The 17,940-nt window shown below is 43.9% G+C and carries 16 protein-coding genes; 9 read left to right on the forward strand and 7 right to left on the reverse strand.

The features are described from left to right. Positions 1-163: 163 nt before the first annotated feature. Together AB5935_RS16095 and AB5935_RS16100 are read right to left on the reverse strand one after the other, a co-directional pair. Positions 164-1,051 carry a helix-turn-helix domain-containing protein gene (locus tag AB5935_RS16095; protein ID WP_117475539.1) on the reverse strand — a complete coding sequence of 296 codons (888 nt, stop codon included), beginning with the start codon at positions 1,049-1,051 and terminating at the stop codon, positions 164-166. Between the two features lie 31 nt (positions 1,052-1,082). Further along, positions 1,083-1,991 carry a helix-turn-helix domain-containing protein gene (locus tag AB5935_RS16100; RefSeq protein WP_007844226.1) on the reverse strand — a complete coding sequence of 303 codons (909 nt, stop codon included), beginning with the start codon at positions 1,989-1,991 and terminating at the stop codon, positions 1,083-1,085. Positions 1,992-2,315: 324 nt separating this feature from the next. Between AB5935_RS16100 and AB5935_RS16105 the strand changes: the two genes are divergently transcribed. From AB5935_RS16105 to cbiD, 7 genes are all read left to right on the forward strand, one after another. Further along, the gene (locus AB5935_RS16105; protein ID WP_038609582.1) at positions 2,316-2,852 is read left to right on the forward strand and encodes a flavodoxin; all 537 of its coding nucleotides are present in this window, start codon (positions 2,316-2,318) and stop codon (positions 2,850-2,852) included. Between the two features lie 5 nt (positions 2,853-2,857). After that, positions 2,858-3,418, forward strand: coding sequence for a flavin reductase family protein (locus AB5935_RS16110; RefSeq protein ID WP_007835729.1), 561 nt, complete (start codon positions 2,858-2,860; stop codon positions 3,416-3,418). Between the two features lie 400 nt (positions 3,419-3,818). Beyond that, positions 3,819-4,058 (forward strand): hypothetical protein, encoded by a 240-nt coding sequence (locus AB5935_RS16115; RefSeq protein WP_008673261.1) that lies wholly within the window; start codon positions 3,819-3,821, stop codon positions 4,056-4,058. A gap of 37 nt (positions 4,059-4,095) precedes the next feature. After that, positions 4,096-5,502, forward strand: a complete 1,407-nt coding sequence (cobJ, locus tag AB5935_RS16120; RefSeq protein ID WP_007849691.1) for a precorrin-3B C(17)-methyltransferase — start codon at positions 4,096-4,098, stop codon at positions 5,500-5,502. 4 nt (positions 5,503-5,506) lie between these two features. After that, complete coding sequence (locus tag AB5935_RS16125) at positions 5,507-6,688, forward strand: bifunctional cobalt-precorrin-7 (C(5))-methyltransferase/cobalt-precorrin-6B (C(15))-methyltransferase (protein WP_007844222.1); 1,182 nt, start codon at positions 5,507-5,509, stop codon at positions 6,686-6,688. Positions 6,689-6,709: 21 nt separating this feature from the next. Then, complete coding sequence (gene cobM, locus AB5935_RS16130; protein WP_007849698.1) at positions 6,710-8,521, forward strand: precorrin-4 C(11)-methyltransferase; 1,812 nt, start codon at positions 6,710-6,712, stop codon at positions 8,519-8,521. A gap of 25 nt (positions 8,522-8,546) precedes the next feature. After that, the gene (gene cbiD / locus AB5935_RS16135; protein ID WP_038609578.1) at positions 8,547-10,343 is read left to right on the forward strand and encodes a cobalt-precorrin-5B (C(1))-methyltransferase CbiD; all 1,797 of its coding nucleotides are present in this window, start codon (positions 8,547-8,549) and stop codon (positions 10,341-10,343) included. An 18-nt stretch (positions 10,344-10,361) separates the two neighbouring features. Here cbiD and AB5935_RS16140 read toward each other — a convergent pair whose 3' ends face one another. From AB5935_RS16140 to AB5935_RS16150, 3 genes are read right to left on the reverse strand one after another with little or no spacing between them, the layout of a single operon-like run. Next, a complete protein-coding gene (locus AB5935_RS16140) occupies positions 10,362-11,381 on the reverse strand; it encodes an ABC transporter ATP-binding protein (RefSeq protein ID WP_032936339.1) in 1,020 nt (339 codons plus the stop codon). Between the two features lie 2 nt (positions 11,382-11,383). Beyond that, positions 11,384-12,421 carry an iron ABC transporter permease gene (locus tag AB5935_RS16145; RefSeq protein WP_005853279.1) on the reverse strand — a complete coding sequence of 346 codons (1,038 nt, stop codon included), beginning with the start codon at positions 12,419-12,421 and terminating at the stop codon, positions 11,384-11,386. An 11-nt stretch (positions 12,422-12,432) separates the two neighbouring features. Next, entirely contained in the window at positions 12,433-13,584 is a 1,152-nt protein-coding gene (locus tag AB5935_RS16150; protein ID WP_007835758.1) for an ABC transporter substrate-binding protein, read from the reverse strand. A gap of 103 nt (positions 13,585-13,687) precedes the next feature. Here AB5935_RS16150 and AB5935_RS16155 point away from each other — a divergent pair, with 103 nt between their 5' ends. Further along, positions 13,688-14,416 carry a precorrin-2 C(20)-methyltransferase gene (locus tag AB5935_RS16155; RefSeq protein ID WP_007844208.1) on the forward strand — a complete coding sequence of 243 codons (729 nt, stop codon included), beginning with the start codon at positions 13,688-13,690 and terminating at the stop codon, positions 14,414-14,416. On the opposite strand, the gene AB5935_RS16160 is transcribed toward AB5935_RS16155, so the two are convergent. Next, positions 14,379-14,792, reverse strand: a complete 414-nt coding sequence (locus AB5935_RS16160; protein ID WP_007849709.1) for a hypothetical protein — start codon at positions 14,790-14,792, stop codon at positions 14,379-14,381. The genes AB5935_RS16155 and AB5935_RS16160 overlap by 38 nt on opposite strands. Positions 14,793-14,890: 98 nt before the next feature. Next, the gene (locus tag AB5935_RS16165) at positions 14,891-16,330 is read right to left on the reverse strand and encodes a tagaturonate reductase (RefSeq protein WP_007835760.1); all 1,440 of its coding nucleotides are present in this window, start codon (positions 16,328-16,330) and stop codon (positions 14,891-14,893) included. A gap of 325 nt (positions 16,331-16,655) precedes the next feature. On the opposite strand from AB5935_RS16165, the gene uxaC reads away from it, so the two are divergent. Further along, positions 16,656-17,940 (forward strand): glucuronate isomerase (uxaC, locus tag AB5935_RS16170; RefSeq protein ID WP_368327484.1); only part of this gene is annotated, 1,285 nt, incomplete at its 3' end.

Genomic DNA, 17,940 nt, shown 5'->3' on the forward strand with positions numbered 1-17,940 from the left:
CATCTGTTGTCTTACTTCATTCCGATGCGAACAAAGCCGCTTTCATTTCACAATGCAAAGATAAGCCAGACCCCATTCATTCTTTGTAGATAAATTACAGATAGAATTACCATTTTTACAGAAAGGAACTGTATCACAAAAACATGGTATTGCAACCCGGTTATCAATTCTGCGAGAGCCGGTAATCACTGGGGGCGACACCTGTTATTTTCTTGAAAAGCACACTGAAGCACTGCACATTAGGATAGCCTAACTTCCGTGCCACAGCAGCAGGCGTATGACCGTCCTGCAACAACATGTGCCTGGCTATATCCAGCCGCTTCAGTTGAAAATATTCCTCCAAAGTCTTGCCGGTTTCAAATCTCAGCAGATCATTGAAGTAAGCGACAGACAAATCAAGCTCCCCCGCCATATAGCCGGATGTGGGCAACTTGCCGCCCTGCAACCTTCCGGATGCGATATATTCCACAAACAAACGTTCCATGTTTTCCAAAAGAGCCTTGTTCTTATTCTCACGGGTAATAAACTGACGTTCATAATACCGGGTGCAATAATCCAACAGAAGTTCTATATGCCGGGAAAGAATAATACTGCTATGAGTATCAATGGGATGATGCAACTCATCCTCTATATTCGAGAGGCAACACGTCACTTTCTCTGTCTCACGCCGTGAAAGATGCAGCGCTTCTTCCTTGCGATAATGGAAAAAGGTATAATTTTTAATATGATTCTTCAGTGAGGTGCGGAACAACAGGTCAGGATGAAATGCCAAAAGATATCCTTTATCCGGCAACGTATTCTCCTTACTCATACGAAAGATCTCGCCGGGAGTGAGAAACACCATGGTAGCATTGGAGTAATCATAATATTTCCGTCCGCAGCAGCAACAACCGCCCGGACAATCCTCAATCAGCAAGACAGCATAGAATTCAAATTTCACCGCATCCTCTTCCAATGAAGGATTCTCCAGATTGATGATGCTCACCTGCGGATGCAATGTCTTGCAACCCAGACAGCGATTACATTCATATACAGTCCTCAAGTCCAACATAGTCTCTTTCATTGCTTGTTAAAACAGGATACTATAAAGGAAGGTTTTGTGTACGATATTCATTCGGTGTACAGCCCACACGCTTCTTGAACAACCGGCAGAAATGCTGCGGATATTGAAATCCCAGTGAATAAGCTACCCTGCTGACGGTTTCTCTCCTGTCGGACATCCGTTCTTTCGCCAGTTCTATCACTTTTTCCTGAATATATTCCTGTGGGGTCTTGCCGGTTTCCTTCTTGAACATATCCCCGAAGTAGTTGGATGAAAGGCACAGTTTGTCAGCAAAGTATTTCACGGTAGGCAATCCGTCACGCTCGGCAAGTTCGCCCTCAAAATAATCGTCAAGCAACCCTTCAAAGCGTGTCAGCACATCACGGTTCGAATGACTGCGGGTGGCGAACTGACGTTCATAAAAACGCATACAGTAATTAAGAAGCAGTTCTATATAGTTTACCAGCAAGGTCTTACTATGCTTGTCCACCCCCCGTTCCAGTTCCATACGGATAATCTTCAGGCAATCTGTCATAATATTGCGCTCATCTTCCGAAAGGTGCAGCGCCTCGCTCACTTCATACGAAAAGAAAGTATATTTCTTTATTGTTTTTCCAAGCGTAGTCCCCCGTAACAAATCCGGATGAAAAAGAATTCCAAGCACATTCAACTGCACACGGTCGGTGGTCAATGTGGTTTCCGTTGTTTGTCCCGGAGCAAAACATACTACGGTTCCTTCCTGATAGTCATAACTCCGACGCCCGTACTTGATATCACAAGCTTTCTCCAATTTCAGATAAAGTGCATAAACACCATAGTTCCAGTGCACATAGTCCATCTGCCGGGTAGCCTTGTTCAAATCAATGACACTGACCAACGGATTCAGTGTTTCAAGTCCGTATAGACTATTATATTGGTCCACACTGTCTAAATTTAATATTTTATCCATCATTCTAACTTGTTTAATGCCTGCTAAAATATAGCTTTTTCAGTTATTTGAATAATACGGTTACAAAAATAGGAGGTTATCCGGACAAGGTTATAACCCCAATTACGGATTATTTTACCTTAGTTACTGAATCTTATCCCATCCGGGAATAAAAAGAAGAGCCGGAATGTTCCTGCCGGACTACCCCTCCATATTATATGGCAGAATCTGTAATTAAGGTTAGGATACCCGTAATTTATCTACAAAGAACCCAAGCAAATATACCTAAATTTGCAACATCATAAAATATTAAAACGTATATTTGAACCAAATAACATCAATCGTATGAAAAGACTCGGATTATTTATGACGGTAATCATGATACTGTGTATTACCGTAAACGCACAGAAACAGAGCAACAGAACATTAGTAGCTTACTTCTCGGCAACAGGTACAACAGAGAAAGCCGCCAAACAGGTAGCGGAGGTGACAGGCGGAGCCCTCTACGAAATACAACCTGCAAAGAAATATACCTCCGCCGACCTGGACTGGCACGACAAATCCTCGCGCAGCAGTGTGGAAATGGCAGACGCCCTGTCACGTCCCGCATTGCGTTCCCAGCCCAAAAACTTGGCAGCCTATGATACCATCTATATCGGTTTCCCCATTTGGTGGAACCTGGCTCCAAGAATCATCAACAGTTTTATAGAAAAAGGTGATTTCACAGGCAAGATCCTCATTCCATTCGCTACCTCGGGTGGAAGCCGCATTTCTAACGCCGAACAAGAATTAAAGAAAGCCTATCCCAACCTGAACTGGCAGAAAGGCAGGCTGATGAACGGTGTTACCAAAGAAGAGATTAAACAATGGACTAAAAAATAAATAGTATGAGAAAGAATTTAGGAGCAAAACCTTTTACCTATCCGCAACCGGTATTTATCATCGCCGCATACGATGAAAACGGTATTCCCAATGCCATGAATGCGGCTTGGGGCGGTATCAGTGAAATGAATGAAATCAGTATTTGTATCAGTGAAGGTCACAAGACAACGGCCAACATTCTGAAACGCAAAGCATTCACAGTGAGCATGGCAGAAGCCGGGCAAATCATCGCTTGCGATTATGTAGGCATTGTTTCGGGCAACAAGGTTCCGGACAAATTCGCCCGTGCGGGATTCCATGCCACCCGGTCGGAGTTTGTGGATGCCCCGCTGATTGATGAATTATCCGTAGCTGTGGAATGCAAGCTGAAGGATTACAATCCCGAAACCTGTATCCTGCGCGGCGAAATAGTCAATGTAAGTGTAGATGAACGTGCACTGGATAAGAATGGAAAAGTGGATGCCTCCAAAGTTATTCCCGTCATCTTCGACCCGTTCAATAATGATTATCTGAAAGTAGGAGAAAAAGTGGGTAATGCTTTCTCGGATGGCAAGGCCTTAAAATAACGGAATCCGATATGATACAAACAGCGGAGGCAGTTTTTTCCATACAGGACAAACTCCGGCAAACCAATTCCTAAGCTCTCACATCTTTGTGACTAAGCCTTTTTGAACGTATGATTTCTATCTCCCAAGCTTGCGGAGTTAAATCCATAGCCTTTGGAGTTATCTCCATAAGCTTTGGAGTTAACTCCAAAGGCTATGGAGATAGAAATCATAGGTTTAAAAAGGCTTAAGTGCAGGAATAAAAAGGCTTAACCATCCCCATAGTGCCCCCCAATGATTCCGCCAACATTTCTTCTTCAAACTTATCTATCAGCAAATCTCTATTATTTTTAGTTCCTGTTTAAATTTTCATCGGCAATATCCTCTGCTTTGCCGGCTTCCCGATTACGGCACATTCTGAATGATGCCTTATTCATTATTAAGCCTGATAAAAAAAGATTTCTATAATTATAGCAAGAAAAGACTTGTTTCTCCCGTTCAAATAAGTAACTTTGTACGGTTAAGTTTGGCTCCTCATGCCAGCTATCACTTTCAGTCCGTCTATGTAAAGCCTGAAAGCAAGATGAAGGAACTACTGTCAGGACAGCGTATTGTCATTCAGAGGATTATATTGACTGAAAGCACTGAAGGAAACTTTTAAATTAGATTTCCGGAGAGGAATAATTATATAATAAAAAATGAAAAAGGCCCAATTAATCGTAGCCGGCATTGGTCCCGGCTCACCTGAAGATATGACTCCCGCTGTAATACAAGCAGTAAAAAACAGCGATGTAGTAATCGGCTATAAATACTATTTCCAGTTTATCAAGCCCTACCTGGAACCGGGCACCGAATGTATAGACACCGGAATGAAACGTGAAAAAGCACGTGCCGAACAGGCTTTCGAGCTGGCGGAACAAGGAAAGACTGTATGCGTTATCAGCTCGGGAGATGCCGGAATTTATGGCATGGCTCCGCTGGTTTACGAAATGAAACGCGAGCGTGGCAGCCGGGTAGAAATAGAAGTATTGCCGGGTATCAGTGCTTTTCAGAAAGCGGCTTCCCTGTTAGGAGCACCCATCGGTCACGATTTCTGTGTGATTTCTCTCTCCGACCTCATGACGCCATGGGACCGGATTGAAAAACGCATCCATGCAGCCGCAACGGCAGATTTCGTAACGGCAGTCTATAATCCCAAAAGCGAAGGGCGGTATTGGCAACTCTACAGATTAAAAGAAATTTTTCTGAAAGAGCGTGAAGCCGAAACCCCGGTAGGCTTTGTGCGTCAGGCCGGACGTAAGGAAGAAACTGTGACAATCACCACTTTGCAAGAATTCGATCCCGAACAGGTGGATATGTTTACAGTGGTATTGATTGGCAACTCCCAGTCTTATTATCGGGAAGGGAAATTAATCACTCCGCGTGGTTATTACCGGGAAAAGACCACCGATGCGACAGGAATCGGTCAGGAAATTATGATAAACAGTTTCCGTACTATTGAGAAAGAATTGAAAAATAAAAATATTCCTTCGGATCACAAATGGGCGTTACTGCATGCCATCCATACCACAGCCGATTTCGAGATGGAAAACATATTGCATGTAGATCCTCTTGCCGTAGAATGTCTGTATAAAATATTGAATGAAGGAAAAGTACGTACAATTATTACGGATGTGACGATGGCTGCCGCGGGCATCCGTAAAGGTGCTTTGGAACGGATGGGCATCGGGGTGAAATGCTATCTGGGTGACGAACGCGCGGCAGCATTGGCAAAAGAAAAAGGAATCACCCGTACACAGGCCGGTATACGTATGGCAGCAGAGGAACATCCGGAAGCTTTATATGTATTCGGTAATGCCCCTACAGCATTGATGGAACTGTGTGACCTGATACGGAAAGAAAAAGCGCATCCATGCGGTATCATCGCTGCTCCGGTGGGCTTTGTGCACGTTTGCGAAAGCAAACACATGGTGAAACCTTTCAGCCACATCCCCAAACTGATAGTAGAAGGACGCAAAGGGGGAAGCAATCTGGCAGCGACCCTGGTAAATGCCATCCTTACTTTTGATGATGCGGAACAACTGAAACCGGGAAGAGATGTATAAGTCCATGCAAACATTCTATATAATAGGTATAAGCGATGACCGGAATCAATTTCTTTCTCCTGAAATCCGGAACTTGGTTTCTCAAGGGAAAGTCTTCTCGGGAGGAAAACGTCATCATGAACTGGTACACGCTTATTTGCCGGAAGATGCCGTATGGATAGACATCACCGTCCCGCTGGATGCGGTATTCTCCCGTTACGAGGAACATCCCGAAATAATTGTTTTCGCTTCAGGCGACCCGTTGTTTTTCGGCTTCGCCAATACCGTCATGAGAAAACTCCCGTCGGCAAAGATTATCTTATTCCCCACCTTCAACTCGCTGCAAATGCTGGCACACCGTATATTGCTCCCCTATCAGGAGATGCAGACCTTGTCGCTGACCGGACGTCCTTGGGATGCATTCGACTCTGCTTTAATCAGAGGAGATAAACTGATAGGCGTGTTGACCGACCGGGAAAAGACACCTGCCACCATTGCCGCCCGGATGCTGGAGTATGGATATGACAACTACCGCATGACCGTGGGGGAAGCATTAGGCAATGGCGAGGAAGAATCTGTACGTACATTCTCTTTAGAGGAAGCCTCCCAATCTGCTTTCCGCTTTCCCAATTGCCTGATACTGCAAAGAAACAAGGTGCATCCCCGTCCGTTCGGAATTCCCGAAAGTGAATTTCATTTGTTGAACGGACGCAACAAAATGATTACCAAAATGCCTGTCCGCTTGCTTACTCTCAGTATGCTGACATTAAGGGAAAAGAAATCATTCTGGGACATCGGTTTCTGCACCGGTTCCGTTTCCATAGAAGCCAAACTCCAATTTCCGGAGCTGAAAGTGACAGCATTCGAACAGCGTACGGAAGGTAAAGAGTTAATGGAACGCAACAGTCGTAAATTCGGCACGCCCGGCATTACAACCGTCATGGGTGATTTTCTGGAAACGGAACTCGGCGGGCTTCCCGCCCCCGATGCCGTATTTATAGGTGGTCATGGAGGAAAAATGATAGAGATTCTACAAAAAATCAAAGAAGTGCTGTTGCCTGACGGAGTCATTGTATTCAATTCGGTTTCGGAAGAGAGCAAGGCCCTGTTCACAAAAGGTATAACACAAATCAACAAGAAGGTAACACAGTGTACCCGTATTGCTGTGGATACCTTTAATCCGATAGAGATAATGAGAGCGGAATAAATGATTTAAAACAGATAACAAATGAAAGCAATCATACTGATATCAGAAGCCAGCCTGCCGTTGGCAAAAACACTACAAAGAGAGTTGCCGGATACCCTTATTTATACCAAAAACGAATGCGAAGGCTGTATTTCCATCACATCCTGCCATCGGTTCATAGAGGAGCATTTCAATGACTTCGACAGCATCATCTTTATTGGTGCCATGGGAATCTGTGTACGCAGCATTGCAGGATGCATAAAAAACAAATATAAAGATCCGGCAGTGGTCTGTGTGGACAGTACAGGGCGCTTTGTCATTTCAGTACTTTCCGGGCATGTGGGGGGAGCCAATGAACTGACCCGCCATATTGCCGCCATTACAGGAGGAGAAGCTGTGATTACCACCCAAAGTGACAATGCCGGGTTATGGGCACTGGACACGCTAGCTGAAAAATATGACTGGAAAATAACTGTTCCTCATGCAGAAATGAACAGACTGGTCACACTTTTTGTCAACCGGGAACCAACGGTGCTGCTGCTCGATATAAAGGATAAAGGTACGGAGTATCTGGAACGCACACTTCCCGCACACGTAAAAGTGTTCTATCATTTCGAAGACATACCCCAATCGGAATTCAAGTTGATTATTGCTGTTACACCTTATATATATAGTGCGGAGATTCCCATGCTCTGCTTCCATCCCGCTGTCCTCCACTTGGGAATAGGTTGCCGGAAACAATGCGATCCTTCGGGCATTGCGGAATACATAGAAGCCGTGATGCACAGACAAGGTTTGTGTCCGTTCTCTCTCGCCTCCCTCAATACCATCGAACTGAAAAAAGACGAGCCTCTGCTGGAAATCCTCCACCGGCGATGGGCCGATACGGAAACCCATATTTATCCTGCGGAAGAACTGAAAGATATCACAGTCCCCCATCCGTCTGAAAAGGCATTCGAAGTGACAGGCGTCTATGGAGTGGCCGAAAGCACAGCCTTGAAAAGCAGCGGTGAAGGAACACTTGTATTGGAAAAACAAAAGGGCATGCTGACAGAAGGAAATCACTTCACTTTTGCCATAGCCGTCAGTGCGACAGCCATGCGTGGCGGACATATAGAGATCGTGGGTGCAGGTCCCGGTGATCCCGAACTGATTTCGGTACGCGGAAAACGAATGTTGGAGAAAGCGGACCTTGTTCTGTATGCCGGAAGTCTTGTTCCCCGCGAATTGACCTTTTATGCTAAAGAAGGAGCGACTGTACGCAGTTCCGCCGGTATGGATTTGGAGGAACAATTCGCCTTGATGAAAAAGTTTTATGATAAAGGATTGTTTATTGTACGCTTGCACACGGGAGACCCTTGCATTTATGGAGCCATCCAGGAACAAATGGCTTTCTTCGACCGCTACAAGATGAGTTATCATATCACTCCGGGGATCTCCTCGTTCCAAGCGGCTGCGGCAGCATTGAGGTCACAGTTTACCATCCCCGAAAAAGTACAAAGTATAATCCTCACCCGTGGGGAAGGCCGTACTCCGATGCCCGAAAAAGAACAATTACATAAATTGGCGCAATCGCAAAGTACAATGTGCATTTATTTAAGTGCGGGCATTGTGGAACAGGTACAGGAAGAGCTGATGCAGGCATACCCTCCCGAAACTCCGGTTGCCGCCTGTTATAAGCTGACTTGGAAAGAAGAAAAGATTTATCGCGGAGAGTTGAAGGATTTGGCTAAGATAGTACGTGACAATAACCTGACGCTGACTACCTTATTGGTAGTAGGCGAAGCAATAGACAACCGGAAAGGTCTGTCCCGGCTCTATGCGCACGAGTTCAAACACTTGTTCAGAAAATAAAAAAAGAATCATTCACATCCAGCCTATGATACTGATTTTAGGAGGAACCACCGAAGGACGCACCGCCGTGAAAGTTGCCGATGAAGCCGGAAAGCCCTACTTCTACTCTACCAAAGGAGAATGGCAGGAGATACAATGCAAGCACGGCATCCGTATCACCGGAGGAATGAACACGGAGAAAATGGAAAGTTTCTGCCGCCAAAACGACATCCGTTTATTGGTGGATGCTGCCCACCCGTTTGCCTCCCAACTCCACCGGACTGTGGATGAAACAAGCCGGACACTACATCTTCCTGTCATACGTTTTGAAAGGAAGTATCCTCCACGCACCGAAAACATCATCTGGTGTGAAGACTATACAGATGCCATTTACCGGTTAGAGAAAGCAGGAACCGATCATCTGCTGGCACTGACCGGAGTACAGACCATCGGGAAGTTACGCCCTTATTGGGAGAAACATACCTGTTGGTTCCGCGTACTGGAACGGGAAACTTCCATCACATTAGCCCAAGAACAAGGCTTCCCGAAAGGAAATCTGGTATTCTATCATGCCGGAGAATCCGAAGCTCTTTTATTAGAGACACTACATCCACAAGCCATTCTGACCAAGGAAAGCGGAGAATCCGGAGGATTTTCGGAGAAAGTGAAAGCGGCACAGGCTGCAAAAATCCCGGTCTTTGCTATAAAACGCCCTCCCCTTCCCCGACATTTCATGATCGTTACCGGTGAATATGGATTGAGAAAACAGATAGAAAAGAACATCCCTGCTTTTTACCCGTTGAGAAGCGGCTATACCACAGGGGCCTGCGCTACTGCAGCTGCAAAAGCAGCATTGACGGCTCTGATTTTAGGGGAAGAACAGAAAATGATATCCTTCCGCCTTCCCGATGACGAGGAAATGACCTTACCGGTATCCCATACAGAAATAGAAAAGAACAGTGCCACCTGCACCGTTGTTAAAGATGCGGGAGATGATCCGGATGTCACTCACGGCGCATCCATTGTGGTAACGGTAAGTTTTAGCAATCACCCGGACATCCGTTTCCTGCAAGGTGAAGGAGTGGGACGAGTCACCCTTCCGGGGCTGGGATTGGAAATCGGGGAACCCGCCATCAATCGCATCCCCCGACAAATGATAATGAAAGAATTATCGGCGCTTTATGATAAAGGGCTGGATATTACCATTTCCGTTCCCGGAGGAAAAGAGTTGGCACAACGTACTTTCAATCCTAAACTAGGAATTGTGGATGGCATTTCCATAATTGGAACTTCGGGCATTGTCCGTCCTTTTTCTTCAGAAGCTTTTGTCGAGGCTATCCGCAGGGAAGTGGAGGTTTGTGTGGCTGTGGGCTCATCCAGACTCATCATTAATTCGGGAGCAAAAAGCGAACGTTTTGTGAAGAAGGAGTATCCGGGGTTACCTGCTCAGGCTTTTGTACATTATGGAAATTTTATCGGGGAGACACTCAAGATAGCTGCCAAGCTTAAGGTTCCATTGGTTACTTTAGGCATTATGATAGGCAAAGCGGTGAAACTGGCCGAAGGAAATCTGGACACACATAGTAAGAAAGTAGTGATGAATAAAGAATTCCTAAAACAAGTGGCAATGGAAGCCGGATGCTCTCCGGATGTTGAAAGCATGATAGAAAGGTTGACATTAGCCCGTGAATTATGGACATTGCTGTCTGAAGAAGACTGCGGAAAGTTCTTTCCGTGTTTGTTGGAACATTGTTTTGCACATTGCGTCCCCTTGTTGCCCGAAGGAAAATTAACAATCCTCTTGATTGATGAAGAAGGGAATATTCCTTTCAGGATACAATAACTGATTATTTAAACGCTGCTAAACGGAAGCTAATATAGCAGTGACTTGTTCTAACAATTCCTCTATGGTATCTACCTTTATCGTCCTCCCGGCTACCGGGTGGATAATATATCCATTGGTAGTCATATCTCCCGTTTCAATATAAAAATCGGACTCAACACGCCGGCTTGCCAGAATACCATTCCGCTGCAAAGCTTTCCGTACCATCGCATACTTATTCCCATGTCCCACCAGACGGACTTCTTTTTCAAACTCATTGTCAATGCGGAACAGTCCGGTTTCCATATCAAAAACAATACCCTTACGAGAGAAAAAATTACTCAGGCATCCGTCTATGGAAAGATCTTCAGGAGTTCCTATAGTCACTCCATTGGCTTTATCCATCAGCCAAATCTTATCAGCAATCTGCAAAGCTAACTCTAAATCATGGGTGGAAAGAAAAATCGTCTTGTTGGTAGAACGTGACAAATGATGAAGCAATTGCATAATCTCCACTTTACTGGGGAAATCAAGAAAAGCAGTCGGCTCATCCAGAAAAATCACCGGGGTTTCCTGTGCCAACGCCTTTGCGATCATTACTTTCTGACGCTCACCGTCACTCAAAGTATGTACCATCCGGTATTTCAAATCCTCAATCCTTACCAACGCAATGGCATCGTTTACTGTTTTCTTGTCCTCCTTGCTTAAATTTCCCCAGAAACCGGTATAAGGACTGCGCCCCATACCCACCAGTTCTTCTACGGTCATGTTCCGCAGGCTGCATTTTTCGGTCAATACCACTCCGATAACTGTCGCCAACTGTTTATCGGTGTAATCCGTCAGTTTCTTTCCCATTATTTCTATCTCTCCTCCTACAGCCGGCTGAAAGGCAGACAAAGTACGCAATAAAGTAGATTTCCCTACTCCATTCGCACCCAAAAGACAAGTCAGTTCCCCACTGCGGATAGTAGCATCAATGTCCTTCGCTACAATCTTGGTCCCCCCCTTACCGGGGTAACCGGTAGTCAGTTTCCGAATATGTATAGTTTCTTGATTCATCATTACTCATTCATTTCATTGCGACGTTTATTGAATAAAACCGACATCACTACCGGAGCGCCTACCAAAGCCGTCACCGAATTTACCGGCAATGCACCTTCGAAACCGGGCATACGGGCAATCAAATTACATACCAATGCCAATGACGCACCTGCCAGTAAAGAAGCAGGCATCAGAATACGATGATCGGATGTGCGGAACATTCCCCTGCAAAGATGCGGAACGGCCAGCCCCAGAAAAATAATCGGACCGCAATATGCGGTAACAATAGCTACCAATACTCCCGAACAAGTAATGACAAGCAGACGGGCACGTTTTATATTCAATCCGAGATTCCGTGCGTATGCATCTCCCAGCAACAAAAGATTCAATGTTTTGACAAGCAGGAAGGAAAGTGGCAACAATACCACCATGATACATATAAATAAAGTCATCTGATCTCCCGATACACGGGCAAAACTTCCCAGCCCCCAAATGACATATGCACGAATATCCTCCTCCACACTGAAAAATTTCAGCACACCGATCACCGCATTGGCTATATAACCAATCATCACACCGATAATCAGCAAAGTAACATTGCCCCTTACTTTTTGGGAAACGAAAACAATAAGTGCCATAATGGAAAGTGAACCTGCAATAGCTGCTATGGTAAGGGCTATTTCCCCCATAAAGCCTAGCTTGCTCAAAGCAACGCCACCCAAACTACCCGAAAGAAGCACCACAAAAGCAACTCCCATACTGGCTCCCGAACTGATGCCCAGTACCGACGGACCGGCCAAAGGATTGCGAAAAACAGTCTGCATCTGTAAACCGCTGACAGAGAGCCCCGCCCCCGCCACCAATGCGGTAAGCGCCTGTGGTACCCGTGATTTCCAAATAATATTTTGCCAGATAACAGACTCATTCCCTGTTCCCCAAAGGATATTCCACACAGCACGAAGCGGTATGGAAACAGAACCTAATACCAGATTCAGAAAGAAAAACAGAAAAATAGAAGCCATAATTAACAGCATATAAAATGCAACAGGTCGTTTCATATACTATTTTTCTATTTAAGCAATTCATAATATCCCGGTTGGTGGCCGGACAAAAGCTGCGGATGAAAGATTTGAATCAAATCTGCCAAAACAACTTCCGGTTCTGTAGGCATACTCTCATAAAAAGGTTTTTCACGCATGTTACAATAAATCACCCCTTTCTCTTTGTATGCTTTAAAATCAACATAACGGGCATCTTCTTCTTTCAACGTGTTATAAGAAAATTTTCCTTGATAGCTATTCACAATACGCCAATAATCGGCACCGGCCGCTTGGCTGTAGACTGTTTCAAAATCGAGGGTGACCCCTCCAGACCGTTCATCGTCTTTCAAAAAATAATCGGCACCGGCATCTTTAAACAATTGTGCGAGAAAACTCCTCCCTCCTACAGCATACCAATTGCCGCCCCGCAATTCCCCACTGAATACTACCGGGCGTTTTGTCACCCGGCCGGTCAGTTCCTTCAGCTCGTTATATCTTTTCTTAATAGCGGCAAACTGCTCATTAGCTTTATCTTCTTTTCCCAATAACAAGCCCACAAACTTTATCCATTCAGCCTGTCCCAAAGGAGTCATTTCCTTATATCCCAAATGCGGCATCAAAGGAATGCCTACCTCTTTCAAAGCATCGTATCCCCCTCGTTTAAAAGGAGAGATCAAAATCAAATCCGGGTTTACACTCATAATCACCTCATTATCGAAATTCCCTTCAATACCTATCTTATGAATGCTTCCTTCTTTCAAACGATCATTTATTTTCTTGTTAAACAAATGGCGTGTACTGGTGATACCCACCACTGCATCCAGCTCTTCCAACTTGATAAAATTGGAAAGTTGCAGGGAAGTCATGCAGATAACGCTTCGTATGGGAGTTTCAATAACTGTATAATCCGCAGGTATGTTTTCCGCTTCCACACCTCTTGGCACCAAAGCATAATGAAAAGACTGACTTTCTTTATTCTGAGGGTCCTGAATGTCAAGCAGACAAGCCTGATCCGTATAAGTTATTTTAAACCCTTGGGCATATTCCGGAATAATCTTCACAATAGAAGAATCTGTCAATGTCTTATGTTCCAAATTCCCGGAACCCTGTTTGTGCTTACTTTGGCAGGCTGTAACAGTCAATAATAACAAGAGCCCCGAAGCCAATATTAGTTTTTTCATGTTCTTTTCTGTTTTTCAGCCAACAAAGGTAATCAATTCTCTTGCTTTATACAGAATTTTTCAGCACTTTTGCGTGCTTAAAAACTGTAAATACCCACAAAAGATGAGTCATCCGATCTATTTTGTTTCTTTAGGACCCGGTGATGCCGAACTGATTACATTAAAATCATTGCATGCTTTACAACAAGCAGACATAATATATTGTCCATCAACGGTTCGGGAACCAGATAAAATTTTGTCACGTGCCGCCACCCTGTTACATAAGCTAGACATCAAAGGAGATATACACCTATTCTCACTCCCGATGAGCAAAGACAGGACAAAAGCAATCAAAGTCTATCGGCAACTTTTCGAAAAAATGAGGCTGGAACAAAAAGCAGGAAAACGGTTGGCGGTAGCAGTAGAAGGCGATGCGGGAATTTACGCCTCCGTTCACTATGTACTGGATCTCCTCGAAGAAAATGGAATCCCCGTAGAGCAACTTCCCGGTATTCCTTCATTCATCGCTGCGGAAGCTGCCGCAAAACTACATCTCATCAGCCAAAAAGAAAGACTGGTCATTATTCCGGGCAATATTACTTCGGATGAACTGGACATGTATCTTAGCCATCATCATGTGCCGGTTATCATGAAATTATCTCAATGTGCGGATATAGTACAGGATTACATGGAGTCCCACCCCCAATACAGTTATCATTATTTTGAAAATATATCGACAGCCGAAGAATATCATTCTTCCCATCAGGCGGAACTGAAAAGAAGAGTATTTCCTTATTTTTCCCTAATGATCATCTTTAACGAACAGATACGGAAGGACAATAGTTCAAAATAGCGTTCAGAATACCTTCAATATTTACATCATCTTTCTTGATAACTAAAAAATTGTGGTACATTCCTTCTTTCCGGTAACGGATCACAATCGACTTGAGTTTACCAGACTTTGTGTACTCCTTTTCTATCTCTGTGATGTTTTGCAAAGGAAAAACATGCTGAGGCTTCATCCCTCTTATAGCTAAGGCAAAAGAATCAGGAGTAATAGTATAAACAGACAATAACCTTACCCCCATTATCAGCAGAGAAGGAGTCAAGACCAGCAAAGATGCATATCTTCCATGCGCTATAAAAAGGCATGTACACGCCACCAACATAATAGCAATAACCGTCCAAACCCATAAAGGATAGCTGGGTCTGAATTCTTGTTTCTCCATAGGCCACATCTATTTTGTATAGTTACAAAAATAGGGAGATTCAGTTTAATAACCCAAATCTCCCTCAAGGAATTTATAAACTATTTCTAACAATTAATCTAGAGAATACCCTTTACTGTTTCCAGCATACCCTTTTCTTGAATAGAGTCAAGATCAGCTTTCACAGCTGCGGTCAAACCCGGAATGTTGTTCAAGTTCTCACCCCAAATAGATTCTGCAGCCAACACGCCTTCCGCCACTTTCTGAGTGCAGCCTGTAGCCCAAAGTTCTTTCAGCAGATTCATGATTTCAGGAGCATCGTTCGGAACAATCTCAGCACCGTCAGCACGAACACCACCTTTATAATAAGTGATGATAGCCGCCAGTCCCAATACCAAGCCTTTAGGCAACTCACCCTTACGTTCCAGATAAACTTTCAAACCCGGGAGGTCGCGAGTCTCATATTTAGGAAATGAATTCAGCATGATAGAAGTCACCTGGTGATCAACAAACGGATTGTTGAAACGCTCCAAAACATCTTCCGCAAACTTCTTCAATTCTTCTTTCGGCAGGTTCAGGGTTTCCATCAACTCATCGAACATAACTTTATGAATGTATTTACCTACCACTTCATGCTCGCAAGCCTCGCGCACAATGTTGATTCCAGACAGATAGGCTACCGGAGACAGCACTGTGTGAGGACCGTTCAACAAAGTAACTTTTCTTTCGTGATAAGGAGCTTCAGACGGAACAAACAATACATTCAAACCGGCCTTGTCGGCAGGGAATTCCTTGGCGATCTCCTGCGGAGCTTCAATTACCCACAAATGGAAGATTTCTGCCTGTACCACCAGATTGTCATCATACTGCAATTTTTCTTTAATAGCAGCGATATCTTTGCGGGGGAATCCCGGTACAATACGGTCTACCAAAGTAGCGTAGACACCACAAGCTTCCTCAAACCATTGCTTGAAGTCTTCACCCAGGTTCCACAATTCAATATATTGATAGATGGTTTCTTTCAGTTTATGACCGTTCAGGAAAATCAATTCGCAAGGGAAGATTATTAAACCTTTGCTCTTATCGCCATTGAACGTTTTATAACGGTGATACAACAACTGAGTCAGTTTGCCCGGATAAGATGAAGCAGGGGCATCATCCAGCTTGCAGGCAGGATCAAAAGCGATACCGGCCTCTGTCGTATTAGAGATAACAAAACGCATTTCCGGCTGTTCCGCCAATTTCATAAATTCATCATTCTGAGAATAAGGATTCAAAGCACGGCTGATCACATCAATTTTTGTCAGGCTGTTTACCACCTGTCCCTTATCCAAACCTTGCAAGTTTACATGATACAGACAATCTTGTGCGTTCAACATGTCAACCATGCCTTTTTCAATAGGTTGAACCACCACCACACTGCTGTTGAAATCAGTTTTTTCGTTCATGTTGTAGATAATCCAATCCACAAACGCACGAAGAAAGTTACCCTCACCAAATTGAATGATTCTTTCGGGACGTTGAGTCTTTGCTGCTGTCTCCTTGTTTAATGCTTTCATATTTTTAATTATATTATGTGTTTATCCATACCTGTACTTATCGAAGACGAATCAGATTTTATTGTGTACTCATAGTATTCATGCTTTCTCTTAAACGGTAATATATATTTAAGTTTTTATATATCATCATTGATCCAAGCATTTAAAATCTTTAAATCTTCGCCGCAAAGATACAAATAATTTTGTTATTCCAAATAAAATTTCTACTTTCGTGTTCGATAACGGTTAATAAATCTAAAGAGATGCTCTTTGACATCTTTTTTAGAATGAGTTTTTACTGAAAGTCAAAATAAACAACAATTATATAGATATAAAAAGACTACTTATGAAAAACTTTATGGATGAAAACTTCCTGCTTCAGACAGAAACTGCGCAGAAGTTGTATCATGAACATGCGGCTAAAATGCCTATTATCGATTACCACTGCCACCTGATTCCCCAGATGGTTGCTGACGACTATCAGTTTAAGTCACTGACAGAAATCTGGTTGGGTGGAGACCACTATAAATGGCGTGCCATGCGTACCAACGGTGTGGACGAGCGTTATTGTACCGGTAAAGACACCACAGACTGGGAAAAATTCGAAAAATGGGCGGAAACAGTTCCTTATACCTTCCGCAATCCATTATACCATTGGACTCATTTGGAATTGAAAACCGCATTTGGAATCAATAAAGTATTGAATCCGAAAACAGCCCGCGAGATTTTTGATGAATGTAATGAAAAGCTTGCCAAACCGGAATACTCCGCACGAGGCATGATGCGTCGTTATCATGTGGAAACCGTTTGTACAACCGATGATCCAGTAGATTCATTGGAATATCACATCAAAACCCGTGAAAGCGGATTCGAAATTAAAATGCTTCCCACTTGGCGTCCAGACAAGGCTATGGCAGTAGAAGTTCCTGCTGATTTCCGTGCTTATATGGAAAAATTGTCTGCTGTAAGCGGTGTCACGATCTCTTCTTTCGATGACATGGTAACTGCTTTGCGGAAACGTCATGACTTCTTTGCTGAACAAGGTTGTAAATTGTCTGACCACGGAATTGAAGAGTTTTATGCTGAAGACTATACTGATGCTGAAATCAATGCTATATTTAATAAAGTATATGGTGGTACAGAACTGACCAAGGAAGAAATTCTGAAATTCAAATCAGCCATGCTGATCGTATTTGGGGAAATGGATTGGGAAAAAGGCTGGACCCAGCAGTTCCACTATGGAGCAATCCGCAACAACAACACCAAGATGTTCAAACTTCTGGGACCTGATACTGGTTTCGATTCAATCGGTGAGTTTACCACCGCCAAAGCGATGGCAAAATTCCTTGACCGCCTGAATACAGAAGGAAAACTGGCCAAAACTATCCTTTACAACTTGAATCCTTGCGCCAATGAAGTAATTGCTACCATGTTAGGCAACTTCCAGGACGGTACAATTCCAGGCAAAATTCAATTCGGTTCTGGATGGTGGTTCCTCGATCAGAAAGACGGTATGGAAAAACAGATGAACGCACTGTCATTGTTAGGCTTGTTGAGCCGCTTCGTAGGTATGCTGACAGATTCTCGTTCATTCCTGTCTTATCCGCGTCACGAATATTTCCGTCGTACTT

This window comes from Phocaeicola sp. RTP21198st1_B8_RTP21198_201120 (assembly GCF_040929485.1).
GTDB lineage: Bacteria > Bacteroidota > Bacteroidia > Bacteroidales > Bacteroidaceae > Phocaeicola > Phocaeicola dorei.